This is a genomic window from Rhodococcus sp. Q (assembly GCF_005503035.1).
GTDB lineage: Bacteria > Actinomycetota > Actinomycetes > Mycobacteriales > Mycobacteriaceae > Rhodococcus_G.
In genome coordinates this window covers 95,549-118,625 of the sequence record NZ_SCOY01000009.1, presented here as the reverse complement: position 1 = coordinate 118,625, position 23,077 = coordinate 95,549, and the positions used below count along the sequence as shown (strand labels likewise).

27 protein-coding genes are annotated in these 23,077 nt (G+C 68.7%); 9 read left to right on the top strand and 18 right to left on the bottom strand.

Annotated features, from left to right (window positions below):
- Positions 1–84 precede the first annotated feature (84 nt).
- Genes FFS72_RS12220 through FFS72_RS12210 form a run of 3 tightly spaced genes read right to left on the bottom strand, consistent with a single transcriptional unit; the run spans position 85 to position 2,711 of the window.
- Positions 85–1,281: an acetyl-CoA C-acetyltransferase gene (locus FFS72_RS12220; protein WP_137874186.1), complete on the bottom strand. Its 1,197-nt coding sequence runs from the start codon at positions 1,279–1,281 to the stop codon at positions 85–87.
- Positions 1,282–1,293: 12 nt separating this feature from the next.
- On the bottom strand, positions 1,294–1,947 hold the full coding sequence (locus FFS72_RS12215; protein ID WP_171018648.1) for a 3-oxoacid CoA-transferase subunit B: 654 nt from the start codon (positions 1,945–1,947) through the stop codon (positions 1,294–1,296).
- On the bottom strand, positions 1,944–2,711 hold the full coding sequence (locus FFS72_RS12210; RefSeq protein ID WP_137874185.1) for a CoA transferase subunit A: 768 nt from the start codon (positions 2,709–2,711) through the stop codon (positions 1,944–1,946). Before FFS72_RS12210 ends, FFS72_RS12215 begins: the two co-directional genes overlap by 4 nt.
- A 174-nt stretch (positions 2,712–2,885) precedes the next feature.
- Between FFS72_RS12210 and FFS72_RS12205 the strand changes: the two genes are divergently transcribed.
- Entirely contained in the window at positions 2,886–3,656 is a 771-nt protein-coding gene (locus FFS72_RS12205; RefSeq protein ID WP_137874184.1) for an IclR family transcriptional regulator, read from the top strand.
- Positions 3,657–3,677: 21 nt separating this feature from the next.
- Here FFS72_RS12205 and FFS72_RS12200 read toward each other — a convergent pair whose 3' ends face one another.
- On the bottom strand, positions 3,678–4,100 hold the full coding sequence (locus FFS72_RS12200; RefSeq protein ID WP_171018647.1) for a MarR family winged helix-turn-helix transcriptional regulator: 423 nt from the start codon (positions 4,098–4,100) through the stop codon (positions 3,678–3,680).
- 270 nt (positions 4,101–4,370) lie between these two features.
- Here FFS72_RS12200 and FFS72_RS12195 point away from each other — a divergent pair, with 270 nt between their 5' ends.
- A complete protein-coding gene (locus tag FFS72_RS12195) occupies positions 4,371–5,483 on the top strand; it encodes a DUF3089 domain-containing protein (RefSeq protein WP_137874229.1) in 1,113 nt (370 codons plus the stop codon).
- Positions 5,484–5,692: 209 nt separating this feature from the next.
- Here FFS72_RS12195 and FFS72_RS12190 read toward each other — a convergent pair whose 3' ends face one another.
- Positions 5,693–6,301, bottom strand: a complete 609-nt coding sequence (locus FFS72_RS12190) for a hypothetical protein (RefSeq protein WP_137874182.1) — start codon at positions 6,299–6,301, stop codon at positions 5,693–5,695.
- A 227-nt stretch (positions 6,302–6,528) separates the two neighbouring features.
- On the opposite strand from FFS72_RS12190, the gene FFS72_RS12185 reads away from it, so the two are divergent.
- Positions 6,529–7,044: a hypothetical protein gene (locus FFS72_RS12185; protein ID WP_137874181.1), complete on the top strand. Its 516-nt coding sequence runs from the start codon at positions 6,529–6,531 to the stop codon at positions 7,042–7,044.
- Between the two features lie 4 nt (positions 7,045–7,048).
- Here FFS72_RS12185 and FFS72_RS12180 read toward each other — a convergent pair whose 3' ends face one another.
- Entirely contained in the window at positions 7,049–7,696 is a 648-nt protein-coding gene (locus FFS72_RS12180) for a helix-turn-helix domain-containing protein (RefSeq protein WP_137874180.1), read from the bottom strand.
- A 108-nt stretch (positions 7,697–7,804) separates the two neighbouring features.
- On the opposite strand from FFS72_RS12180, the gene FFS72_RS12175 reads away from it, so the two are divergent.
- Positions 7,805–8,083 carry a DUF1905 domain-containing protein gene (locus FFS72_RS12175; protein ID WP_137874179.1) on the top strand — a complete coding sequence of 93 codons (279 nt, stop codon included), beginning with the start codon at positions 7,805–7,807 and terminating at the stop codon, positions 8,081–8,083.
- Positions 8,084–8,092: 9 nt separating this feature from the next.
- Here FFS72_RS12175 and FFS72_RS12170 read toward each other — a convergent pair whose 3' ends face one another.
- From FFS72_RS12170 to FFS72_RS12155, 4 genes are all read right to left on the bottom strand, one after another.
- Positions 8,093–8,680: a TetR/AcrR family transcriptional regulator gene (locus FFS72_RS12170; RefSeq protein WP_137874178.1), complete on the bottom strand. Its 588-nt coding sequence runs from the start codon at positions 8,678–8,680 to the stop codon at positions 8,093–8,095.
- A gap of 15 nt (positions 8,681–8,695) precedes the next feature.
- The gene (locus FFS72_RS12165) at positions 8,696–9,667 is read right to left on the bottom strand and encodes an NADP-dependent oxidoreductase (RefSeq protein WP_137874177.1); all 972 of its coding nucleotides are present in this window, start codon (positions 9,665–9,667) and stop codon (positions 8,696–8,698) included.
- Positions 9,664–10,110: a nuclear transport factor 2 family protein gene (locus FFS72_RS12160; RefSeq protein ID WP_137874176.1), complete on the bottom strand. Its 447-nt coding sequence runs from the start codon at positions 10,108–10,110 to the stop codon at positions 9,664–9,666. The genes FFS72_RS12165 and FFS72_RS12160 overlap by 4 nt, the downstream gene beginning before the upstream one ends.
- A gap of 72 nt (positions 10,111–10,182) precedes the next feature.
- A complete protein-coding gene (locus FFS72_RS12155; protein WP_137874175.1) occupies positions 10,183–11,058 on the bottom strand; it encodes a LysR family transcriptional regulator in 876 nt (291 codons plus the stop codon).
- Between the two features lie 99 nt (positions 11,059–11,157).
- Here FFS72_RS12155 and FFS72_RS12150 point away from each other — a divergent pair, with 99 nt between their 5' ends.
- A complete protein-coding gene (locus tag FFS72_RS12150) occupies positions 11,158–11,520 on the top strand; it encodes a YybH family protein (protein WP_137874174.1) in 363 nt (120 codons plus the stop codon).
- Here the strand turns inward: FFS72_RS12150 and FFS72_RS12145 are convergent.
- From FFS72_RS12145 to glnT, 8 genes are all read right to left on the bottom strand, one after another.
- Complete coding sequence (locus FFS72_RS12145) at positions 11,507–12,157, bottom strand: SDR family oxidoreductase (RefSeq protein ID WP_137874173.1); 651 nt, start codon at positions 12,155–12,157, stop codon at positions 11,507–11,509. The two genes, FFS72_RS12150 and FFS72_RS12145, sit on opposite strands and share 14 nt — an antisense overlap.
- Positions 12,158–12,274: 117 nt before the next feature.
- Complete coding sequence (locus FFS72_RS12140) at positions 12,275–13,468, bottom strand: NAD(P)/FAD-dependent oxidoreductase (RefSeq protein ID WP_137874172.1); 1,194 nt, start codon at positions 13,466–13,468, stop codon at positions 12,275–12,277.
- Between the two features lie 34 nt (positions 13,469–13,502).
- Positions 13,503–14,060, bottom strand: a complete 558-nt coding sequence (locus FFS72_RS12135) for a HutD/Ves family protein (RefSeq protein ID WP_137874171.1) — start codon at positions 14,058–14,060, stop codon at positions 13,503–13,505.
- Positions 14,060–15,292, bottom strand: a complete 1,233-nt coding sequence (locus tag FFS72_RS12130; protein WP_137874170.1) for an allantoate amidohydrolase — start codon at positions 15,290–15,292, stop codon at positions 14,060–14,062. The genes FFS72_RS12135 and FFS72_RS12130 overlap by 1 nt, the downstream gene beginning before the upstream one ends.
- A gap of 32 nt (positions 15,293–15,324) precedes the next feature.
- Entirely contained in the window at positions 15,325–16,650 is a 1,326-nt protein-coding gene (locus FFS72_RS12125) for an FMN-binding glutamate synthase family protein (protein WP_137874169.1), read from the bottom strand.
- 48 nt (positions 16,651–16,698) lie between these two features.
- Entirely contained in the window at positions 16,699–17,394 is a 696-nt protein-coding gene (locus FFS72_RS12120) for a GltB/FmdC/FwdC-like GXGXG domain-containing protein (protein WP_137874228.1), read from the bottom strand.
- Positions 17,395–17,477: 83 nt separating this feature from the next.
- Positions 17,478–18,365 carry a class II glutamine amidotransferase domain-containing protein gene (locus FFS72_RS12115; protein WP_137874168.1) on the bottom strand — a complete coding sequence of 296 codons (888 nt, stop codon included), beginning with the start codon at positions 18,363–18,365 and terminating at the stop codon, positions 17,478–17,480.
- 50 nt (positions 18,366–18,415) lie between these two features.
- Positions 18,416–19,780 carry a type III glutamate--ammonia ligase gene (glnT, locus tag FFS72_RS12110; RefSeq protein WP_137874167.1) on the bottom strand — a complete coding sequence of 455 codons (1,365 nt, stop codon included), beginning with the start codon at positions 19,778–19,780 and terminating at the stop codon, positions 18,416–18,418.
- Between the two features lie 304 nt (positions 19,781–20,084).
- Between glnT and FFS72_RS12105 the strand changes: the two genes are divergently transcribed.
- Genes FFS72_RS12105 through FFS72_RS12090 form a run of 4 tightly spaced genes read left to right on the top strand, consistent with a single transcriptional unit; the run spans position 20,085 to position 23,068 of the window.
- Positions 20,085–20,546, top strand: coding sequence for a cupin domain-containing protein (locus FFS72_RS12105; protein WP_249353255.1), 462 nt, complete (start codon positions 20,085–20,087; stop codon positions 20,544–20,546).
- Positions 20,547–20,556: 10 nt separating this feature from the next.
- Complete coding sequence (locus tag FFS72_RS12100; protein ID WP_249353254.1) at positions 20,557–21,090, top strand: dimethylamine monooxygenase subunit DmmA family protein; 534 nt, start codon at positions 20,557–20,559, stop codon at positions 21,088–21,090.
- The gene (locus FFS72_RS12095; RefSeq protein WP_502704105.1) at positions 21,087–22,076 is read left to right on the top strand and encodes a PDR/VanB family oxidoreductase; all 990 of its coding nucleotides are present in this window, start codon (positions 21,087–21,089) and stop codon (positions 22,074–22,076) included. Before FFS72_RS12100 ends, FFS72_RS12095 begins: the two co-directional genes overlap by 4 nt.
- Positions 22,073–23,068, top strand: a complete 996-nt coding sequence (locus FFS72_RS12090; protein ID WP_137874165.1) for a heme-dependent oxidative N-demethylase family protein — start codon at positions 22,073–22,075, stop codon at positions 23,066–23,068. The genes FFS72_RS12095 and FFS72_RS12090 overlap by 4 nt, the downstream gene beginning before the upstream one ends.
- Positions 23,069–23,077 lie beyond the last annotated feature (9 nt).

Genomic DNA, 23,077 nt, shown 5'->3' with positions numbered 1-23,077 from the left:
GAGTACGCGAAAGACCCCCGGTGTCGCGTCGTCCTCCACGCCGACACGGGGGGTCTTTCCCTGTGTTCCTTGCCCTTTCGAGAGCTAGCTCTTCGGGACCCGGATGATCAGGGCGTCACCCTGTCCGCCGCCGCCGCACAGGGCAGCCGCACCGACGCCGCCGCCGCGACGCTGCAGTTCCAGCGCGAGGTGCAGCGCGATGCGGGCCCCCGACATGCCGAGGGGGTGGCCGAGGGCGATGGCGCCGCCGTTGACGTTCACCTTCTCCGCGTCGATGCCGAGTTCGCGGGCCGAGACGATTCCGACCGCGGCGAACGCCTCGTTGATCTCGACGAGGTCGAGGTCGGTCGGGTCGATACCCTCCCGCGCGCACGCCTTCGCGATGGCGTTCGCGGGCTGGGACTGCAGAGTCGAGTCCGGTCCGGCGACCTGCCCGGAGGCGCCGATCTCGGCGATCCACTCGAGGCCGAGTTCCTGTGCCTTGGCCTTGCTCATCACCACGACCGCTGCCGCACCATCGGAGATCTGCGACGCCGAACCGGCGGTCACGGTGCCGTCCTTCGAGAACGCCGGGCGCAGCGTGCCGAGGGATTCGGCGGTGGTGTCGGCGCGGATGCCCTCGTCGGTGGCGAAGAGGATGGGGTCGCCCTTGCGCTGCGGGATGGAGACGGGCACGACCTCGTCGTCGAAGAGGCCGTCCTTCCAGGCGCGAGCCGCGCGCTGGTGCGACGCGGCCGCGAACGCGTCCTGCTCGGCGCGGGAGACGAACCGCTCACCGGCATTGGCGGATTCGGTCAGGTTGCCCATCGCCTGGTCGGTGAAGATGTCGTGGAGGCCGTCGTACGCCATGTGATCGCGCAGGGCCACGTCGCCGTACTTGAAGCCGGCGCGGGACTTCTCGAGCATGTGCGGGGCCTGGGTCATCGACTCCTGGCCGCCGGCGACGACGATGTCGAACTCGCCTGCGCGGATCATCTGGTCGGCCATCGCGATGGCGTTGACGCCGGACAGGCACACCTTGTTGATGGTCAGCGCGGGCACGCTCATCGGGATGCCCGCGGCGACCGCGGCCTGCCGGGCGGGGATCTGTCCGGCGCCAGCGGTGAGGACCTGGCCCATGATGACGTAGTCGACCTGCTCGGGGCCAACCCCGGCCTTGTCCAGTGCGCCCTTGATCGCGACCCCGCCGAGATCGGATCCCGAGAAGTCCTTCAACGATCCTTGCAGGCGTCCCATCGGGGTGCGGGCTCCGGCAACGATGACGGAGACGTTGTTCGTCATGTGTTCGACCTTTCAGACGAGTTCGGGGAGTCGGACGTCGAGCGGGGCGCCGGTTGCGGCGACGACGTCGTCGACCGTCACGCCGGGCGCCAGCTCGACGAGTGCGAGGGTGCCGTCACCGACGACGTCGATCACCGCGAGGTTGGTGATGATCCGGTTCACGACGCCCTGACCGGTCAGCGGGAGGCTGCAGGACTCGACGATCTTCGCGCCGCCGTCCCGGTCGTTGTGCTCCATGACCACGATGACGCGGTTGGCGCCGTGCACGAGGTCCATCGCGCCGCCCATGCCCTTGACCATCTTGCCCGGCACCATCCAGTTGGCGAGATCGCCGGTGGCGGAGACCTGCATGCCGCCGAGGACGGCGGTGTCGATGTGGCCGCCGCGGATCATGCCGAACGACAGCGCCGAATCGAAGTACGCTGCACCGGGATTGACGGTGACGGTCTCCTTGCCCGCGTTGATGAGGTCGGCGTCCACGGCGTCCTCGGTGGGGTAGGGGCCGGTGCCGAGGATGCCGTTCTCCGAGTGCAGCGTCACCTTCACGTCGTCGGTGAGGTAGCCGGGGATCAGCGTCGGCAGGCCGATGCCGAGGTTGACGTACTCGCCGTCGATCATTTCCGCGGCCGCGCGGGCCGCCATCTGGTCGCGGGTCCAACCGGTCATGCCGACACTCCCTGGGTAGCTGTGACGGTGCGCTTCTCGATGCGCTTGTTCTGGGGTCCGGTGTGAACGATCCGCTGGACGAACACGCCCGGAAGGTGCACCTGGGCCGGATCGAGCTCGCCGGCCGGAACCAGTTCCTCCACCTGCGCGATGGTGATCTTGCCCGCCATCGCCGCGAGGGGGTTGAAGTTCAGGGCGGTCTTGTCGAAGACCAGGTTGCCCGCGGTGTCGCCGCGGACGGCGTGGACGAGGGCGAAGTCGGCGTTGATGCCGAGCTCCATCACGTATCGCTTGTCGCCGAACTCGCGGGTCTCCTTCGGCGGCGACGCGAGTGCGACGGACCCGTCGGCGTGGTAGCGCCACGGGAGTCCGCCGTCGGCGACCCGGGTGCCGACACCGGCGGGGGTGAAGAACGCGGGGATGCCCGCGCCGCCCGCTCGGAGTCGCTCGGCGAGGGTGCCCTGCGGCGTCAGCTCGACCTCGAGCTCACCGGAGAGGTACTGCCGCGCGAACTCCTTGTTCTCGCCGACGTACGAGGCGGTGACACGGCTGATCTGCTTGGCGCCGAGCAGGATTCCGAGGCCGTGGTCGTCCACGCCGCAGTTGTTGGAGTACACCTCCAGGTTGCCGACGCCGGACGCGGCGAGCGCGGCGATCAGGGCGTCGGGGATTCCGCACAGGCCGAAGCCTCCGACTGCGATCGAGGCGCCGGTGCCGATGTCGGCGACGGCCTCGGTCGGTGTGGCGAACACGGTCGTTCCCATCCGATTCCTTCCTCCCTGCCATGTCCATCGAACGGACACCGCGGATTGTCTCTGCGGACCAGTTAAACGAGCAGGTAATCAAGGTTCAAGGGCGACGGACCTTCGAGCGGATTCTGTTCGGATGATGAAAAGTGGACGCCCAAGTGTTCACTGGATGGACGTATGATCGGGCGCATGGAGACCGACGCCAAACCTCAGGTGATCCGCCGGGTGGGTGCCCTGCTGCGGGCCGTGTCTGCCGCCGAGCCGGCCGGAGCCTCGACGTCGGACCTGGCGCGCGCCACCGGACTGGCCCGGCCCACCGCCCACCGGCTGCTGGCGTCCCTGGCCGAGGAAGGCCTCGTCGACCGTGACAACAAGACGGGGCGCTGGTCGCTCGGCCCGGAGCTGTACCTGCTCGGTGCGCAGGCCTCGACGAGGTACGACATCTCCGACGCGGCCCGCGACGTACTGCGCGAGTTGGCCCGTGACACCGGCGAGAGTGCGTTCCTGTCCGCGCGCCGCGGCGACGAGACGGTGTGTATCGCAAGCGAGGAGGGCAGCTTTCCGCTGCGCTCCCACGTCCTGCACGTCGGACTGCGGCTCCCGCTCGGTGTCGCGTCCGCCGGGTTGGTGATCCTGTCGCACCTGCCGGACCGCGAGATCGACGACTACCTCGGCAGGCGAGAGCTCACCGAGCACTGGGGAGCCGAGCACAGCATTGCGGGCATCCGCGACCGCATCGACGCGACCCGGCTGACGGGCTACTGCCTCAACCCCGGACTGCTCGTCGAAGGCAGCTGGGGGATGGGCGCCGCCGTGTTCGACTCCGCCGACCAACCCGCGTGGGCACTCAGCCTGACGGGGGTCGAGTCCCGCTTCCCGCCCGAGCGGCGCGGTGAACTCGGCGAACTGCTGCTGCGGCAGGCGCACCGGTTGACGCAGCGGCTGCGGGGCATGCACTGAGCGGGAACACGATCGGTGGGCTCACCGGGTCGGGTCGTCGGCCAGCTTCGCGAGCGCTGTGCCGCTGTTGAGCATTCCGAGGAGTGTTCCGAGTTCACGGCTCTGACCGGGCTCGAGGTCGGCGAACATCTCGGTTCCCAATTGCTCGATCAGCGCGTCGGCACGATCGGTGGTCGACCGGCCCGCCTCGGTCAGAGCCACCAACCACCGTCGGCGGTCGGTCTCGTCCCGCGTTCGGGTGGCGAGTCCGGCGCCTTCGAGGTCGTCGACGGCGGACACGATTGTGGTGGCGTCGATCCGCGAACGGGTGCTGAGCTGAAGCTGGGACAGCGGGCCCTCGGCCTCGAGGATCTTCAGCAAGGTGTAGTGACGAGTGCGCAGACCGAGCTCCGACAGACGGCGCTCGGTCAGCCGGAAGGCGACCTGCCCGAGCCTGAGCAGCACGCACCCAGGGTGCACCGCAATTGAATCCGGAACAAGCGGTTCGCTCACATCGCCTTCTCTCGTGCAGATCGCTCAGGCGAAGAATTTATCAAAAGAATAGATAGTCAGCAGTGCCGATTATTTGTAGTGTGTGCCTTTCGAGGGGTCGGGACGGCGTGCGCAACTGATTGGGGAGGCACTGTGACGGTTCGCAGACGCAATGTGGGGAGTGTGTGCGGAGGAACGCGGCAGCGGACCCGGATCGCCGCTCTCTTCGCCGTGGCGGCGGCAATGATCGTCGGTGCCGGGGCGCCGGGAATCGCGGCGGCGGGGCCTGGCGAGACGACCCGCTGGCTGTGCAGTCCGGATCTCGTCTCCGATCCGTGCGACCTGCCGTCCGACACCACCGACCTGTTCACCGGCGAGACGACGGCGGCCCGTCCACGCCTCGCCGAGGCCGACAAGCCCGTCGACTGCTTCTACGTCTATCCGACGGTCAGCAATCAGGTGTCCCTCAACGCGGACCCCGTCGCGTCCCCGGAGGTCGAGTCGATCGCGCGGTTCCAGGCGGCGCGATTCGCCGACACCTGCCGGGTGTTCGCACCTGTGTATCGACAGGTGCCGCTGGTGGGGCTGCCCCCTGTGATCGCCGGGGTGGATGGTCCGCTCGACGTCGGCTACGGCGACGTCCTCGCCGCGTGGGACGACTATCTCGCCAACGACAACAACGGACGCGGGGTGGTCTTCATCGGGCACTCGCAGGGCACGATGATGCTCCGCAAGCTGATTCGAGAGCACGTCGACCCGGATCCCGAACTGCGCGAGCGGTTGGTGGGGGCGTTCCTCATGGGGGGCAACGTCACGACCGCGCGTGGGAGTACCACCGGCGGCGATTTCGCGTCGGTTCCACTGTGTACTCAGCCTGATGAATATGGCTGTGTGACTGCCTATTCCACCGAATTGATCGGGCTTCCGTCCCTGTTCGGGAACAGCTCACTCGATGTTCTCAGCAGTGTGGCCGGCCTGCCAACCGGGCCCGACTATCAGGTGGCCTGTACGGATCCGGCCGTGCTGAGCGGCAACGCGGAGCCCGTCGGCGCGACCGTACCGAGCGCCCCTTACTCGTTCGGCATCATCTCGCTGCTGATGGACTACACGACACTCCCTCAGGGGTTGCCGACGTCGGCGTCGACCTGGACCACGGGCCCTGGGCGCGGAATCGGGCGATGCACCGACACGAACGGCTTCCACCGCTACCGGGTCGAGATGGTCGTCCCGCAGGCCGTCAACGAACTTCCCCTGTTCGACACCCATCTGCTGGACGTCAACTTCGGTCTTGACCGGCTCGTCGACATCGCCGATCGGCAGAGCGCCGCTTGGCGGGAGGCGCGCGGAGACGGGTAACGCTCCCGCCGCGCCCACAAGTCCTGCTGTCGGCGTGTGGACGCACGGCGTCGGCGGGTCACCTAGGCCTGCGTCGTAGCTGACCCGAGGGGCTGTACTCGTCACCACCGCAGGGGTATTCGCACTACACCGGCGCGGCCTCGAGACAGTTGCAGCCGCCCCGGCGGCGCACCGTGTAGAGACGGCGTGTCGCCGGGGCGGATGAAGGCTCAGCTGTTGGAGAAGAGGATGCTGCTGCCGGTGCCGCTCGTGAGCAGGTCGGCGACGACGCTGCTTCCGCCGTCCATCGTGAGGGTGCTGCTCCCGAGGTCGAGTGCCTGGTCGACGCTGCCGAATCCTCCGGGAGAGAAGACGACCGTGTAGTCGTAGGACAGGACCTCGTCCTGGCTGGTGGCGTCGAAGCATGCGCCGACCACGGCATATGCGCCGGGCGTGATCGGCTTGAGCAGGCCGGTGTTGACGCCGCCCTCGACCGGGCCGGTGCTGCTGGTCGACTTGGGTGCGGCGTCCGTGGTCGGGTTCCCGATGTAGTAGACCTTGCCGAGGAGGTCCATGAAGCCGGGCCACTGGTCCGTGGGTGTCGCCGCGAGCGGCAGTGCGTCCTGCGCGTCGAGGACGATCGGCAGGCAGAGGGCGTTCTGGCCGACGCTCTTCTGGGTGACCGTCATGTTGATGACGTCGCCGTCGGCACTCGCCGTGATGGTGGGCGCAGGCACGGCGGCTTCCGCGGCGGAGGCCACGCCGGGGAGTGCCAGCGCCGCGGCGGCGGTGATGGACGCGGCGGCGCAGATGCCGCGGGTGATCGTCTTTCGATTCAAGGTGAGCTCCTTGTGCGACCGGTGATGGCAGGACGCGCCGGAGAAGGCGAAACGCAGTGACGCAGAGATGAATTCGCTTTCTCGCGACGATGGAAAGTATGCGAAACGAAGAGTAACACGAAGAACTGACCACGCGGTAGGAAAATTGTGAGTATCAATATCTCGGATAGTTGCGACTGACGGAACGACCACGGGGCGTCGTCGTAGGTGTATGCGACGATCTCGCCATGTCCGCCATCCTCGACTACTTCACCGCGCCCTCGGATCGGCACGCCACCGCCGCACTCGACGATCTGGTCGACCTGGATCCCGACACGATCGATGCGAACGAGGACCCGTGCGGCGCCTCCCCGGACGTGGCCCCCCGACCGCGGATTCAGGTGGCGGCGAGCGGGACCCCGGTCCTGCAGCTGAAGGGCGTCGAGCCGGTCGTCGCGCTCGGAAGGCTCGAGGCCGCGCTCACCGCTCGCCCGTACGAAGAGGTGGCGTCGGGCGCGCGCCACGGGTCTCTCGTCGCCATGAGCGACGACGGGGACACCCTGGTGCTCACCGTCACCGACGAGTTGCGTGACGCGCTCGCGGAGCTGGATGCCGACGCTGTCGCCGCCGCTGCGCGTGTCTGGGCGATCGACGAGGAGGGCGGACCCTCGGAGGAGCCGGTTCCCGTTCTCTCCGCGTTCGTCGAGCTGTCAGCGGGGGCCGTGCATCGCGGCGAGCGCGTCTACTGCCGGGTCATCGTCTGAGGGTTCAGCCCTGGTGGTTGTCCGGGTAGGCGGTGATCGCGAGGAAGCGAATCGGCAACTCCACCAACTCGTTCGGGCCGTGCAGCCCCTCGCCGTCGAGGAGCAGGGCGTCGCCCGGCTTGAGCCGGTACTCGCTCTCGCCGTGCCCGTAGACCATCTCCCCCTCGAGCATGTACAGCAGTTCGGTACCCGGATGCTGAAAGAGCGGAAACACCTCGCTGGCGTTCGTCAGCGTCACCAGCACCGGTTCGAGGCGCTTGTGCTGCCCACGCAGCGCGCCGAGCATCTCGTAGTGGTGGCCGACACGGGTGCCGCGGCCGACGATCTCGGCGCCCTGCCCGGCGGAGGTGAAGACGGCGTCCCGCGCCGAGTCCGCCCCGCGGAACAGGGACGTCACGGGGACGTCGAGGCCGGCGGCGAGCCGCGCCAGCGTCGAGAGGCTGCACGAGGTCTGCGCGTTCTCGATCTTCGACAGCATGGCCTTCGAGATGCCGATCTTCGTGGCCATGTCGCCGACCGACAGTCCGCTGGCCAGGCGGAGCTTGCGCACCTGCGCGGCGATCACCCGCTCCAGATCCACACCGGTCGGGGTGTCCGTCGGAACTTCGCGCGGCGCGGTGTCGTGGTGCACGGGGCGGTTCGGGCGCGGCATTCACCCAGGATAGCGACGGGTTTCTCGACAGTGGACGCGGCGCGCGATGAGTTCCCGGCACTCGCGGCGTCCACCCTGTGGTGGGACACTCACGCGAGGAGGCGTGTCATGGGCACTGCACTGGAGAGAGAATTCGTCGCCACCCTGGTCAAGAGCCCCGCGAAAGGCGGCTGGACGTACCTGGTGTGGCCGGAGTCCGTCGAGTACTTCGGCACCCGCGGCCTGGTCAAGGTGCGCGGAACCGTCGATGGACATCCATTCGAGAGCTCGTTCATGGCGCTCGGCAACGGCACCCACAAGTTGCCGGTCAAGGCGTCGGTGCGCGACGCGATCGGCAAGCAGGTGGGCGACGAGGTGACTGTGCGGCTGCTCGAACGCCTCGCCTGAGCAGCCCGGTCAGTGGTCGGCGGCCTCCGCTGCGGCGACGAGGTCGGCGGCAAGGGAGCGCAGTTCGGCTGCGGGCCCACTCGTCGGATAAAGGCCGCCGGTCGCCAACGCGCCCACGATCACCAGGTGCAGCCGATCGGCCAGCCGATCGCTGTCGGAAACTCCGAGTCGACCGGTCGACTCCCGCAGCCGGCGCCGGAGTTCGTCCTCGTGCGCGAGGCAGCGATTCCTGATGTCGGGCGACTCGTCGCCGTCGAATTCCGCTGCGGTGTTGACGAATGCGCAGCCTCGATACCCGCGAAGGGTCGCGAGATCCTCGATCCAGGCCAGCTGGGCGTCGAGCTGCTCGCGCGGGTCGGGGTGTTGCCGGGCGGTGGCCTCCCACTGTGCCCAGAAGAGGTCGTCGCGCCGCTGCAGCACGGCGAGAACGAGGTCGTCCTTGTGCGGGAACCACCGATAGAGACTCGCCTTCGCCACCCCGGCCTGGCGCACGACCTCGTCCACCCCGACGGCACGAACACCGTTGGTGTAGAAGAGGTCCGCTGCGATGTCGACCAACTTCTCGCGTAGGGCCTGCCCTCGCACCTGCTTGGACATGTCGTGCGCCCTCCCTTATCGACTGCCCATCACTATCGCAGCCTTGCCGAATCCGCGGCGCTCCTGCACCCATCGCTGGGCCTCGGGCGCGCGTGACAGATCGAACTCGGCGCCGACAATCACCTGGAGGTGTCCCGCGTCGATCAGGTCGGTGATCGCCCGCAATGCCTCGGCATCCGGTTCGACCAGGTATGAAACCGCCCGGATCCCGCACTCGGCCGCGGCCACATCGTATTTCGGAATCGACCATGCCGTCGCCAGCGCAATCGTGCCCCCGGCTGCGACCAGGTCGAACAGCGAGGCACCGAATTCGCCGCCGACCAGGTCGATCGCGCCGTCGACCGTCCCGATCGCCGCGATCGCGGCGGTATCGGTGTAGTCGACGCACGAGTGTGCGCCCAGCTCGTACAGGGCCGCGTGATTGGCGGGCCGTGCCAGAGCGGTGACGGTGGCGCCCCGTGCGACCGCCAGTTGGACGGCGAGATGCCCGACCCCGCCGGAGGCGCCGCTGACGAGAACGCGATGCCCGGCGCCCACACCGACGGCGTCGAGCATCTGCCAGGCGGTGAGCGCCGCCATCGGAAGGCATGCGGCTTCGGTGAACGACTGCGAGGTGGGCATTGCTGCCAGATGATGCGCGGGGACCGTCGTGTACTCCGCGTAGGTTCCGGCGGGATGCGGGAACCACGCAAGACCGAAGAGTCGATCGCCGACGGCATGGCGGGTAACGCCGTAGCCGACCGCGTCCACGACGCCCGCGACATCCCAGCCGGGGATGTACGGCAACAGCATGGACTGCTCATAGCCTGCGTTGAACCCGGTGTAGATGTCGATCGGATTCACGCTCGTCGCCCGGACCGCGATGCGTACCTCGCCCGCCGCGGGTTCGGGCCGGGGAACCTCGGCGATCTCGAGTGCCGCGCCCCACTCACGATGCAGCGCGGCGCGCATCGTGGCACTGCTGGGCCGACGACCACCGACGATCATGACGCCCGCACCAGGTCGGACGCCTCGACGCCGCACTGACGCGCGACCCCGGCGACATCGAAGTGGAAGCTCTCGTAACTCACACGGCCGTCCTCGAATCGGAACAGCATGAAGACGGGCACCGTTGCCCGCACGCCGTTCAGCGCGACCCCGGTCCATGTGAACGCCGGGGTGAACGAGATTTCGCCCCAGCAGCACAACGTCTCACCGTGCAGTCCGTGACCGTCCACGCGGACGGCGTAGTCGGGCGCGAACACGAACCACCCCGCGACGGCGTGCTCGACCTCGGGCCCCACGTGCCTCGTCCTCAGCGGCGGCGATTCGAGCACGGCCTCCGGGTGGTAGACCGCCATCGCCGCCGACGTGTCCTGCCGGCTCTTCGCCTGCGCCAACTGTTCCACGATCCCGATCGCATCGGTCGCCGAAATGGTGTGTTCGATCATCCTGCACTCGCCTCCCTTGAACCCCTATCGAGACAGATCTGTCTCTATTTAGCAATGGGGAGGCGGGTCGTGTCAATGGGACGCGAAGGCGCGGCGACTGTGTGCGACGAGTTCGCGGACCGCCGGGCGGACCGCGTCCTTCCACGCCAGGGCCAGCAGTGCGGGCGCGGGCGCGTCGTCGATCCTGCGGGCGACCAGATCGGGATAGGCGGCGACCATCGACTCGCTGAGGATCGCCACCCCCAGTCCGCGCGCGGCGAGGTCGGCGATGGCGTCGGAAGCCCCGGCTTGCAGTGCGATCCGTGGGGTGAGACCCGCTGCGGTACAAGCGTTGTCGAAGACGGTGCGCAGGCCCGTTCCCGGCGGCATGCACACGACCGTGTCGGCGCACACGTCCCGCAGGGTGACCCGGTGTAGTCGGGTCAGAGGGTGATCCGCGGGCGACACGACGACCAGAGGCTCACTGACGACGGTGATCGATTCGAGGTCCGTGGGAGTCGCCGCCGTACCGACCAGTGCAAGGTCGACGCTGCCGTCGCGGACGGAGTCGAGCAGGCGGTCCGAGTTGTCCTCGATGAGTGTGAGTTCCACGCCGGGATGCGCACGATGGAATCCCGCGAGTGCGTCGAACAGTGGGGTGACCGTGCATCCGACGACCATTCCGATGGTCAGTTCCCCGCGGATCAGATCGGTGACCTCGCCGACCGCTTGCGTGAGTGCCTCGGCCGAGGCCAGTGCGGCACGGGCGTGTTCGAGCGCGGCCTTGCCTGCGACGGTCAGGGTCGCGGTGCGGGCGGAGCGGTCGAACAGTTCGGCACCGAGTTCACGTTCGAGCGAACGGATCTGAGCGCTGACTCCGGACTGGCTGATGTGCACCCGCTCGGCGGCGCGGGTGAAGTTTCGTTCCTCGGCGACCGCGACGAAGTACTCGAGCTGCCTCAGTTCCATAACTAATGATTCTAGAACTGATCAGAACTATCTGTTGGACTTCTCGTCACAGGGTGACGACGCTGGAAACCACACCGAACGCGACGACAGGAGAACGTCATGTACGAGAAGGCCATGCACCCCGAGGACATCACTCGGCTGTTCGTCGAACGGTCCAATGCGGGGGACGCGGCCGGCGTCGCTGCGCTGTACGCGGAAGACGCTGTGATGGCCTACCCTCCCGGCAGCCGGACCGTCGGCCGCGCCGCGATCCAGGAGTTGTGGGCGGCCGTCCTGGCAGGCCGTCCGCACTTCGTGCCAGAGGAGCCGCTGCCGACGCTGATCAGCGGCGACCTCGCCCTGACGTCCACGCCGCCGCGAGACGGTGCGGGCGCCCGCGCCCAGGTCGTCCGGCGTCAGCCCGACGGTAGCTGGTTGCGCGTCCTCGACCAGCCGGAATTCGTGCCCGTCAGCGCCGAGTGAGCGCTTCCGTGATCGGTGTGCGTCCGCTGTTGAACCCGATGGTGCGGCCGACGGTGGTCGGGTCGGCGAGGGCAGCGGCGACCACCGCGGCGACGTCCTCGCGTGACACCGACGTGGCAGCCGGAGTCGGGCTCACCTCGATGTGCCCGGTGCCCGGCTCCAGGGTGAGCGTCCCGGGTCCGAGGACCGTCCAGTCCAGGTCGGTGCCGCGCAGGTACTCGTCCGCGGCGGCCTTCGCTTCGGCGTAGGCGAAGAACGAGTTGTCCTGAGGGACACCGTGGTCCGTGCGGGCGCCGAGGTACGAGACCATCACGTACCGGCGCACCCCGGCGGCCGCGGCGGCGTCCATCGAACGGATCGCGGCGTCGCGGTCGACGGCGTAGGTGCGGGCGGGGTCGCCGCCGCCTGCACCCGCGGACCACACGACCGCGTCGTGGCCGCGCAGGACGTCCGCGATCTGATCGGTGGTCATGTTCTCGACGTCCGCGACGACTGGAGTGGCGCCCGCGGCCTCGATGTCCGTGGCGTGCCCGGGGTTGCGGATCAGTGCGGTCACCTCGTCGCCGCGCCCGCTCAGGATCCGTTCGAGGTGAAGGGCGACCTTCCCGTGCCCACCGATGACGACGACGCGAGCCATGACCGTTCCTTCCGTAGGGAATCCGGGTTCGCGTCCAAACCTACAGGCGCTTCGCACCCGTGAGTCCTTTTGGCCCGCCAGGAGACGACCAGAAGGACTCACGGGCGGCGGAGGCGCCTAGCGCATCTCGCCAGCGCCCTCGTAGGGGTTCAGGCTCAGCAGCAGGTCACCCTCCGCGAAGCGGGAGTATCGGAAATCGTGCGGATCCACATTCGGCAGCGTGGTCTTGCCGTTGTCGAGGAGCATATCGGCGACGAGCTTGCCGACGGCGGGAGAGATCTTGAACCCGTGCCCGGAGAAGCCCGTCGCGAGGAACAGGCCGTCGACGGGTGCCGGGCCGATGATCGGGTTGTAGTCCGGCGTCACGTCGTACGCACCGACGTAGGTGCTGGTGATGCGCGGATCGGGCATGTCCGGCAGGCGGTTGCCCAGCTTCATGATGTTCTTCTCGATGGTGCTGGCGTCGGCGCGGTTGCTGTAGTTGTCCGGATCGATGTACTCCGGTGCCTGGTGATCCGAATTCCCCACCAGCAGTTCGCCGTTCGGTTCCCGGCAGATGTACTGCAGGCCCGCGAGGTCGGACAGGACCGGGACCTCCGGCGTGGGGACGCCCTGATCGACGAGGACCAGCTGCGCGCGTTGGGCCTTCACGTCCACGTCGACACCGACGCCCGCGGTCAGCGCCGGCGTCCAGGGCCCGGCGGCGACGATGACGTGCTCGGCGTGCACCTCGGAACCGTCGGCGAGGACGGCGCCGTACACGCGTCCGGCCGCGTTCTGCAGCAGCGAGGCGACCGGCGTGGACTGCTTGATAGTGACGCCCATCTTCCGGGCGGTGGCCGCGAACGCCATGCCCGTCATGTACGCCTCACCGCGACCGCCGAGCGGCTCGTACGCGAACAGCGCGAAGTCGTCGAGGTGCATGCCCGGCCACAGTTCGGCCATGGTGTCGTGGTCGATGAATTCGGTCGCAATGCCGAGTCCCTGCATCATCTCGATGTTCGCCTCGAGTGGCTTGACGTTGTTCTCACCGACGCCGACCACGTAACCGCACTGCCGGAATGCCATATCGTCGCCGAAGATCTCGGTCGCGCGGGTGAAGATGTCGACGCCGTACCAGGACATCGCCGCCAGGGACGGCGTCCCGTAGTGGCAGCGCACGACGCCGCTGGACTTGCCGGTCATGCCGGAGCACAACGTGTCGCGCTCGAGCACCAGCACGTCGGACTCGCCTCGGTCAGCGAGCGAGTAGGCGATGGCCAAGCCTTCGAGGCCGCCGCCGACGATCAGGAACTTGGTTGTCTGCGTCACGTGGGATCCTTCGATTTGACGGTGGTCGGGAGATTCAGGGGTGGAGGCGGATGCGAACGAGCAGACCCCGCGCGTCGCCGCGCAGCGGGATCTCGCCGTGACTGACGACGAGGCAGTCGCCCGGTTCGGCCTGGTCGACCTCGGTGGTCGCGGTGCCCGAATGGACGAACAGTGCCGTCACCTCGGCGGGTCTGGTGACGATCGGGCCGACGGCGAGGTCGACGGGCGTGACCGCGGCGTCCGCGGCCGCGGCGTCCACCATGACGTTCAGTGCGCCGGTCGCACCCGCCGGAATGCAACGCGGAGCCTGCCCGCCGGCGAACGAGTGTGGGCACCACGGCGGCACCGTCGCGGAGTGCGTGTCCCACTCCAGCGTGACGCCGTGGTCGCCGACGACCGTGAAGACCCGGTCGACGCCGTCGAACGTGGAGAACGCGGTCGGTGATTCACCCAGATCGGCGAGACTGATCCGCCAGAGCGATACTCCCGCAGCGGTGTCGGGGCAGGCGGCGATCTCCTCCGTGAGCCCGGCGCCGTTTCGCCATGCGACACGACGACGGTCCACGGCGCGGACCAGACGAACTGTCGCCATCACGCACCGGCCGTCCAGTCCGCCATCACGTCCGCGAGAGCCTCGGCGCCGATGTTGCAGTCGTCCGCCTCGGCGAACTCGTACGGCGAGTGTGAGACTCCGGTGGGGTTGCGCACGAACAGCATTGCGGTCGGTACCTTCTCGGCAAGGATGCCCGCGTCGTGCCCGGCCTGGGTGGGCAGGACCGGAATGTCGCCGAGGTGGGAGAGGGCGCGCCTCAGGCGTTCTCGCGGCCCGGAGGGAAACTCGACGATCGGCGTGATCGACTCGGCGAACACGTCGAGAGTGATGTCGTCGACGGACGAGTGGCGACGCGCCTGCGCCTCGATCTCGGCGACCAGCGTGGCGAGCGTCTCCTCGTCCGCGGCGCGGGCGTCCAGCCACGCCTTGATCTCCGACGGAATGGCGTTGGCGCCGTTCGGGAGTACTTCGAGCTTGCCGAACGTCGCGACGGCACCGAGGTCGGCGGCGCACGATCGTGCGCTGTGCACCGACGACGCGTAGGCCAGCATCGGGTCGCGGCGGTCCACCAGACGCGTCGCACCCGCGTGGTTGGCCTCACCGGTGAACGTGAACTGCCACCGGCCGTGCGGCCAGATCGACGATGCGAGCGCGACCGGCGCGTCCACGAGGTCGAGTGCCCGGCCCTGCTCGACGTGCAGTTCGACGTACACGCCGACCCGGTCGACCAGCGTCGGGTCGGCGCCGACGTGCTCGGGGAGGCGCCCGGCGCGGGTCATGGCTTCCGCCAGCGTGATTCCGTCCCGGTCCCGCAACCCCAACGCCCTGCCCGGTGCCAACGCGCCGGTGGTGAGCTGGCTGCCGACGCACGCGACCCCGAATCGTGCGCCCTCCTCGTCCGAGAACGCCGTGATCGCGATCGGGACGGTCGGGACGACGCCCCGCTCCCGCACGATGTCGATGGCGGCGAACGCCGAGACGACACCCAGCGGGCCGTCGAAGGCGCCGCCGTCGGGCACCGAGTCGAGGTGGGATCCGGTGACGAACGCGCCGGTGGGTTCACCGACCCAGCCGTCCGGAAGCCACCACGCCCACAGGTTTCCGTTGCGGTCCTCCTCGGTGTCCATGCCACGCTCGGCGGCGCAGCCACGGAACCACTCGCGGAGTGTGAGGTCGGCGTCGCTCCACGCGAAGCGGCGGTAGCCGCCGGTGCTCGCGTGCTTGCCGACGTCGATGATCGACGCCCAGAGCGAGTCGAATGCGGTCGTCAATGAACTGTCCTTCCGACGGGAGTGCCTGCAGCTCAGAACTGTCCGGGGATCCAATTGGTGCCCGCCAGCGGGACGCGTGCCATCGCGGACGCCTCGACGGTCAGGGCGACGAGGTCCTGGGGCTCGAGGTTGCGCAGGTGCGACTTGCCGCAGGCGCGGGCGATGGTCTGTGCCTCCATCGTGAGCACCCGCAGGTAGTTCGCGAGACGGCGGCCGCCCTCGATCGGATCGAAGCGGGCCTGCAGCTCCGGGTCCTGGGTGGTGATGCCTGCCGGGTCCTTGCCGTCCTGGAAGTCGTCGTAGAACCCGGCGGCCGAGCCCAGCTTCTCGTACTCGGACTGGTACTTCGGGTCGTTGTCGCCGAGCGCGATGAGAGCGGCGGTGCCGATCGCCACGGCGTCGGCGCCCAGCGCCATCGCCTTGGCGACGTCCGCGCCGGACCGGATGCCGCCCGAGACGATCAGCTGCACACCACCCGGAGTGCGGTGCATACCCATCTCCTGCAGTGCCTGCACGGCCTGCGGAATGGCGGCCAGCGTCGGGATGCCGACGTGCTCGATGAACACGTCCTGGGTGGCGGCGGTGCCGCCCTGCATGCCGTCGACCACGACGACATCGGCGCCTGCCTTCACCGCGAGCTTGACGTCGTAGTAAGTGCGGGTGGCACCGACCTTGACATAGATCGGCTTCTCCCAGCCGGTGATCTCCCGCAGCTCGACGATCTTGATGGCGAGGTCGTCCGGACCCGTCCAGTCCGGGTGCCGGCATGCGCTGCGCTGGTCGATACCGACCGGCAGGGTGCGCATCCCGGCGACCCGCTCGGTGATCTTCTGGCCCAACAGCATTCCGCCGCCACCCGGCTTCGCGCCCTGGCCGAGGACGATCTCGATCGCGTCGGCCTTGCGCAGGTCGTCCGGGTTCATGCCGTAGCGGGACGGCAGGTACTGGTAGACCAGGTTCTTCGACTGCCCGCGCTCCTCCGGCGTCATGCCGCCGTCGCCGGTGGTGGTCGATGTCCCGACCTCGCTCGCCCCGCGACCCAGCGCCTCCTTGGCGCGGCCCGAGAGCGCACCGAAGCTCATCCCCGCGATGGTGACCGGAATGTCCAGGTGCAGTGGAAACTTCGCGTTCCGGTCACCGAGCACGACATCGGTGTCGCACTTCTCGCGGTAGCCCTCGAGCGGGTAGCGGGACATCGACGCGCCGAGGAACAGCAGATCGTCGAAGTGCGGGAGCTTTCGCTTCGCGCCCCAGCCGCGGATGTCGTAGATGCCGGTCTCGGCGGCACGCTGGATGTCGTGGATGACGCCGCGGTCGAAGGTGGCCGACTCGCGCAGTCCGGGCTGGAACGTCGTCATGGTGTACTCCTGAAGTGTTCGCGGAAGTGGCGGGTAGGGGCGCCGGGGTCAGTACGCGGACGTGTTGTCGACGTGGAAGTGGTAGAGACTTCGGGCGGAGCCGTACCGGGTGAAGTCGGCCGGGTCGGCGTCGAGGCCTGCTGCCGTCAGCAGTTCGCGTAGTTCGTCGAGGTGCTCCGGACGCATGTCCTTCTTGACGCAGTCCGCGCCGAGCGAGGCGACGGTGCCCCGCACGTAGATGCGCACCTCGTACAGGGAATCGCCCAGCGCCTCACCGGCATTGCCGAGGACGACGAGGCGCCCGGCCTGGCCCATGAATGCGCTCATGTGTCCGATGTCGCCGCCGACCACGATGTCGACGCCCTTCATCGAGATACCGCAGCGGGCCGCGGCGTTGCCCTCGACCACCAGCAGTCCGCCGTGCGCGGTGGCGCCCGCGGACTGCGAGGCGTCGCCCGTGACCCGGACGGTGCCCGACATCATGTTCTCGCCGACGCCGACGCCGACGTTGCCCTCGACGGTGACCGTCGCGTGCTTGTTCATGCCTGCGGTGTAGTAGCCGGTGTGGCCCTCGATGGTGACGTCGACGGGGCGGTCGAGGCCGCAGGCGAGTGCATGGGCGCCCTGCGGGTTGACCACCCGCACGGTGGCGGGAGACTCGGTCGCGTGCAGCGCGGCGTTGAGCTCACGCGTCGAGATCTCCGCCAGGTCGTAGGTGGTGGTGACGGTGGGGGTGTCGGTCAGTGTCACGGTCGGCTCCGGAAGGTCAGGGGTGGTCGGGTCGGCTGCACGGGACGCAGGGCGCCTGCGCAATCGGGCGCAGGACGTCAGCGGTTCCAGACGTAGACGCGGTCCGGTTCGGGTTCGAACAGGTGCGCGTCCGCGATGCCAGGGAGGTGGGCCAGGGCGCGGAACTCCGACGCCATCGCGACGTAGGCATCGGTCTCGGCGACGATCGCGGGCTTGCAGGCGATCGGGTCCCGCACGACGGCAAAGGAATCGGCGGTGGAGACCAGCAGGGTGTAGAAGCCGTCGAAGCGTTCGCCGAGCAGGCGGAGCGCCTTCTCGAGGTCCGCTCCCTCGGCGAGGTGCTTGGCGACGAAACGGGCACCGACCTCGGTGTCGTTCTCGCTGTCGAACTGCACGCCCTCGGCCTCGAGTTCGCGCTTGACGGAGAGGTGGTTCGAGAACGAGCCGTTGTGCACCAGGCACTGGTCGGGTCCGACGGCGAACGGGTGCGAGCCGGCGGCAGTGACCGCGGATTCCGTGGCCATGCGGGTGTGCCCGACTCCCTGCCAGCCGGAGGCTGCGGGCAGGCCGAATCCGCGGGCCAGGTCCAGCGGATCGCCCATGCCCTTGAGGACGGTGACTTCCTCGCCGAGGCCGATGACGGTCGCACCGGGGTCGATGGACCGGATGACCGCGGTCAGTTCGTGTGCCGGAACGGGGGCGTGCAGCACGGTCGTCGGCGGGAGGTCGATGGCTGTCACGTCCACTCCGAGGAGGGCGCCCGCGGCGGCCGCCAGGCCGGTGTCGGCACCGAGTACGGACACCGACGCGTGGCCGGCGGGGGAGAAGGTGGGGTCGCCGTATATCGCCATGCCCGCGGAATCCGGTCCGCGGTCGACCATTTCACCGAGCATTCCGGTCAAGAGTTCACCCAGGCGAGGGTGGAGGGAGGGCTCACGCAGGTGGAGCCCGACGATGCCGCACATGGCAGTCTCCTAGATGTGTTGGACGCAGTGGGGGGCGGTTTTCAGGGGGACTAGAAGGCGGTGAGGTAGGTCTCGACCTCCCACGGCGTCACCGTGTTGTGCCACGAGAAGAACTCCTCGCGCTTGAGGCCGGCGAAGTAGTCGGCGACTCCGGGACCCGCGGCGTCGAGTGCCCCGCAGACGACGGGATCGGCAGCGAGTGCGTCCATCGCGTGCAGGAGCGTCATCGGCAGCGTGTCCGGTCCCGATCCCGCTCCGGGCTCGCCCGGGTCGAGGTTGCGGTCGATGCCGTCGAGTCCGGCCCCGATCGCGGCGGCTGCGGCGAGGTACGGGTTCGCGGAGCCGTCGCCGCCGCGCAGCTCGACTCGGTTGTGGTCCGGCACGCGCAGGTAATGGGTGCGATCGTTGCCGCCGTAGGTGGCGTAGCGGGGTGACCAGGTGGCGCCGCTGCTCGTCGCAGTGGCACCGGTTCGCTTGTAGGAGTTGACGGTCGGAGCGATCACGCCCTGTAGCGCGCAGGCGTGTTCGAGGATGCCCGCGATGAACGAGTAGGCGGTCTTCGACAGGCCGAGGCCGCGCGGGTCGGAGGCGTCCGGGAACGCGGATTCGCCGTCCCTCCACAGCGACAGGTGCATGTGGAGGCCGCTGCCGGTGCGGTCGGCGAACGGCTTCGGCATGAACGTGGCGGTCATGCCGCGCTCCTCGGCGAGTACCGAGATCAGGTAGCGCAGCGTCACGACGCGGTCGGCGGTGGTCAGGGCGTCCGCGTAGTTGAAGTTCTGCTCGAACTGGCCGTTGCCGTCCTCGTGGTCGTTGGCGTAGTTGCCCCAGCCGAGGGCGTTCATCGCCGCGGAGATGGATGTCAGGTGCTCGTACATGCGGGTGACGTCGCGGGCGTCGTAGCAGGGCTGCCGGGAGGTGTCGAGAGCGTCGGCGGTGCGCAGTCCGCCCGTGTCGTCCTTGTTGACGAGGAAGTACTCGATCTCGGCGCCGACGTTGACGTCGAGGCCCTTCTCGGCCGCTTTGGCCAGCATGTTCTTGAGGATGACGCGGGGCGCGAACGGCCAGGGCCTGCCCTCGACGTGCGGGTCGCAGTGCACGAGCGCGAGGCCGGGCCGGACGAAGGGGATCGGGGTGAAGGAGGACGGGTCGGGAACGGCGACGAGGTCGGGGTCCTTCGGCTCCTGGCCCATCGCGCCCGCCGCGTAGCCGGCGAAGCCGACGCCGTCGGTGGCCAGCTCGTCGACGGCCTCGACGGGAACCAGCTTCGCGCAGGGCTTGCCGGCCAGGTTGACGAAGATCGCCAGGATGAAGCGGGTGCCGGTGGCGTGGGCGAGGCCGGCGAGGTCGGTGGGTGCCGTGTGGGACGACGAGGGTAGACGCGTCACGTTCAGGTCGGTGGTGTCGAGCGTCATCAGGGCTCCTGGTCTCGGCTGCGAGTCGTTCTGCATGTCGTTTCACTGTGTGAATCGCTGTCGAATACCAGGAAACATAGCATCCATGACGGGCGTGTTACGGATGCGTCAGGTTGTCGTGACGAGCCCCTCGGGTGGCCGTGTGGTCGAATTCGGTTGAGCGAGAGAGGAATCGGTTACACGAGTTAACCGCCGCGCAATTGCCGCGAGAGTTTCCTCTCGGTAGCGTCTGTTTCACGCCAGCGATTCGGCGCTTTCCTCCACTCCCGCCGGCCCTCACCGGCCCCCATCGCCAGGAGCAGTCATGGCAGACGTCACCACCGCCGTTCGCGCCAGCAGCGACACCACGTCGGTTCCCGCCAGCAGCGACACCACGGCGGTTCCCGCCAGCAGCGACACCACGGCGGTTCCCGCCTTCCGGGTCACCGCCGGCTTCTGGAAGTCCCTCCCACAGATGCCGGTGGAGGAGTTCCCCGGCACCGAGGGCTACATCGACGACGTCTACCCGAACCCCGAGGGCTCGGAGATGGCCGCCGGCTACTTCAAGCTCGACCCCACCGACGCGCCCCTCGACTACACCTACGAGTACGACGAGATGAAGGTCGTCCTCGACGGTGAGTTCCGCCTCGAGAACCTCGACACCGGGCAGGTCGAGACAGCGGGACCGCGCGACGCGATCTTCTTTCCGAAGGGCTCGCGAATCCGATTCACCACCCCGGCGGGAGCGCTCGCGTTCTACGTCGGCCAGCGCAGCTTCGCGCCGTAGGAGTCCGGCCATGACCGTCTGCATGGGCACGACCACCGTCGGACGGTGGCACGCCGAGCGGACCGCCGTCGCCGACGGCGGCCGCACGGTCACCGTCCTCTCGTTCGGCGCCGCGGCCGGACGCCGCGCACAGGAACTCGTCGGCAGCTTCGCCGGCACCCGCGTGGACTGGCTTCGGCTGCCGCCGGACTGGACGCAGATCGCGTCCGACGTCCTCGACCTCAGGCTCGCCGCCGCCCGGGTCGGGTGGCGCCTGGTTCTCGTCGGGGCCGAGGCGCCGGTGCTCGCTGCCCAGGCGAGAGCGCAGGGCGCGGGCCTGCTCGATGCGGAGATCCTCGCCGAGGTCGTCGACGGCGGAGGCCCCGATGCCGACATCCGCAGCGTCCACTGCGCGCACTGCGCCACCGTCCACCTCGCGGCGGTGGTCGTCGGCGGACTCACGCGTTGCCCCGAGTGTGCCGCCGATCTGATCGTCTACCACCATCTCTCGCGCCGAACCGGCGCCTACCTCGGCTACATGAACGATGCGGAGGAATGCCCGTGACCCTGACATCCGACCTTCCGGTGCGCGGCGACGCCCCGGCTCGCGCTCTCGTCGTCGACGCCGTCGACACCCCGGTGGACGGCGTCCGTCATGTGAGATTCACCGACCCCGGCGGCACACCGCTGCCGTCCTTCACCCCGGGTAGCCACGTCGTGGTGTCGTGCGGAGTCGCCGACAACGGACGGCCCCGAAACAACTCGTACTCGCTGACCGGACCCGAGTTCGAGCCCGAGGCCTACGAGATATCCGTCCGCCTCGACCCTTCCGGTCGGGGCGGCTCCCAGTGGATCCACGGCCTCGCCGTCGGGGACGTCGTCGAGATCAGCCGTCCCCGAAGCGCATTCGCCCCCGTTCTCACGGCCCGCCATCACCTGCTCGTCGCGGGCGGGATCGGCGTCACGCCGATCCTGTCGCATGTCCGGGCGGCCGCGGCCTGGGGCCGGTCGTTCGAGGTGCACTACGTTTTCCGACCCGGCGACGGTCCCCACCTGGACGAGCTGCGCGCGCTGTGCGGCGACCGGTTGCACTGCTACCACACGCCGGACGAGTTCTGGGATGCTCTCGGACCCGCTCTGCTCGACAGCCCGCTCGGAACCCACCTCTACGCATGCGGTCCTGGTGTCCTCATCGACGATCTCGTCGCCCGAGCGGGCGCCGCCGGCTGGCCCGGTGCGCGAATCCACCACGAACACTTCGGTGTCGGCGACCTCGACGCGGGCGAACCGTTCACTCTGCGGCTGCGGCGCAGCGGCATCGACGTCCCCGTGCCAGCCGGAGTCAGCGCGCTCGACGCGCTGGAACAGCAGGGTGTCCCGGTCCCGAACCTGTGCCGCCAGGGCGTCTGCGGCGAGTGCCGCACCGCAGTCGTCGGTGGTACGCCCCTGCACCGCGACCTCTATCTCACCGACCAGGAGAAGGAGCGCGGCGGTCACTTCATGCCCTGCGTCTCTCGCGCCGACGGCAACCGAATCGAGGTCGACCTGTGACAGCCGTTGCCCTGCCCGCCCGCGTGGCCCGCTTCCCGTTCCCCTTCCCGCACGAGACCTACCGCTACAGCACCAACGTCGAGCGGGCAGGTACGCGGGCCGTCACCGCGGCGGGAAGCTGGGGCGAAGATCCCGTTGACGTCGACGAGTTCTACCTGGGCGATCTGGCCGAGCGTGACCGCATTCTCCGCGCCGATCCGGAGCGCTTCCAGGCGCTGTCGCACATGGAGGCCGCACAGTGGGAAACGATGACGACGCTCATGCGGATGCTTGCCGACGCCCACCCCGACCGGTTCTCCCTCGCCCGGGACGGCGACCGATGGCATTGGCACAACGGCGAACTCGGATGGGATCAGTCCTTCGCTATCGGGGTCGCCGACAGTCTGCCCGAGCCGCCACTGCGGTACATCGGAAGGCAGGTCCAGGAGGACGTCGTCCTTCTCGACCAGCGTGAGGGCGCACTGTGGGGTGACGCCGGGCTGGTCACCTTCGCCGCCGACTGGTCGCTGCGGTTCGACGTCGGGATGAGCTTCCTGCAGATCCACGGACCCGTTCCCCGCGTCCACGAGGAGGGCGTCATTCCGCGGGCGCAACAGTTCCTGATGGGACTGCAAGCGGGACAACGGTATCGGCGCACCAACTGGACGCTGACCGTGGACCGCAGGCTCGACACCGCCACCGAGACCTACCCCGACTGGGGTCGCGACCGGCGTCTGCTCGGGGAAGGCCCGTTGGCCGACGTCGGACGACGCCTGCACCTGCGAGTCGAGGTGCAGCACCTCATCCGCCTCGGCGCGTCCAATGCCATTCTGTTCCTCATTCGCACCCACCTGCTGCCGTTCGAGGACGTCGCGTTGGTTCCCGAATGGGCGCAGCGACTTCACGACATCCTCGTCGAACTGCCCGACGACATGGCCGACTACAAGGGCATCGCCCGCACCCGAGGACCCGGAATCGACTGGCTCCGTGCCCATACTGGGGTGATCGCATGAGTATCGGAT

Coding starts and splice junctions, on each gene's coding strand:
- FFS72_RS12125 (WP_137874169.1), bottom strand. CDS start 16,650: ATGACGACGTTCCAGCCCGGACTGCGCGAGTCGGCCACCTTCGACCGC.
- FFS72_RS12150 (WP_137874174.1), top strand. CDS start 11,158: ATGTACGAGAAGGCCATGCACCCCGAGGACATCACTCGGCTGTTCGTC.
- FFS72_RS12195 (WP_137874229.1), top strand. CDS start 4,371: ATGATCGTCGGTGCCGGGGCGCCGGGAATCGCGGCGGCGGGGCCTGGC.
- FFS72_RS12160 (WP_137874176.1), bottom strand. CDS start 10,110: ATGATCGAACACACCATTTCGGCGACCGATGCGATCGGGATCGTGGAA.
- FFS72_RS12175 (WP_137874179.1), top strand. CDS start 7,805: ATGGGCACTGCACTGGAGAGAGAATTCGTCGCCACCCTGGTCAAGAGC.
- FFS72_RS12210 (WP_137874185.1), bottom strand. CDS start 2,711: ATGGGAACGACCGTGTTCGCCACACCGACCGAGGCCGTCGCCGACATC.
- FFS72_RS12220 (WP_137874186.1), bottom strand. CDS start 1,281: ATGACGAACAACGTCTCCGTCATCGTTGCCGGAGCCCGCACCCCGATG.
- FFS72_RS12105 (WP_249353255.1), top strand. CDS start 20,085: ATGGCAGACGTCACCACCGCCGTTCGCGCCAGCAGCGACACCACGTCG.
- FFS72_RS12165 (WP_137874177.1), bottom strand. CDS start 9,667: ATGATCGTCGGTGGTCGTCGGCCCAGCAGTGCCACGATGCGCGCCGCG.
- FFS72_RS12155 (WP_137874175.1), bottom strand. CDS start 11,058: ATGGAACTGAGGCAGCTCGAGTACTTCGTCGCGGTCGCCGAGGAACGA.
- FFS72_RS12170 (WP_137874178.1), bottom strand. CDS start 8,680: ATGTCCAAGCAGGTGCGAGGGCAGGCCCTACGCGAGAAGTTGGTCGAC.
- FFS72_RS12100 (WP_249353254.1), top strand. CDS start 20,557: ATGACCGTCTGCATGGGCACGACCACCGTCGGACGGTGGCACGCCGAG.
- FFS72_RS12215 (WP_171018648.1), bottom strand. CDS start 1,947: ATGACCGGTTGGACCCGCGACCAGATGGCGGCCCGCGCGGCCGCGGAA.
- FFS72_RS12115 (WP_137874168.1), bottom strand. CDS start 18,365: ATGTGCGGCATCGTCGGGCTCCACCTGCGTGAGCCCTCCCTCCACCCT.
- FFS72_RS12180 (WP_137874180.1), bottom strand. CDS start 7,696: ATGCCGCGCCCGAACCGCCCCGTGCACCACGACACCGCGCCGCGCGAA.
- FFS72_RS12145 (WP_137874173.1), bottom strand. CDS start 12,157: ATGGCTCGCGTCGTCGTCATCGGTGGGCACGGGAAGGTCGCCCTTCAC.
- glnT (WP_137874167.1), bottom strand. CDS start 19,780: ATGACGCTCGACACCACCGACCTGAACGTGACGCGTCTACCCTCGTCG.
- FFS72_RS12135 (WP_137874171.1), bottom strand. CDS start 14,060: ATGGCGACAGTTCGTCTGGTCCGCGCCGTGGACCGTCGTCGTGTCGCA.
- FFS72_RS12205 (WP_137874184.1), top strand. CDS start 2,886: ATGGAGACCGACGCCAAACCTCAGGTGATCCGCCGGGTGGGTGCCCTG.
- FFS72_RS12185 (WP_137874181.1), top strand. CDS start 6,529: ATGTCCGCCATCCTCGACTACTTCACCGCGCCCTCGGATCGGCACGCC.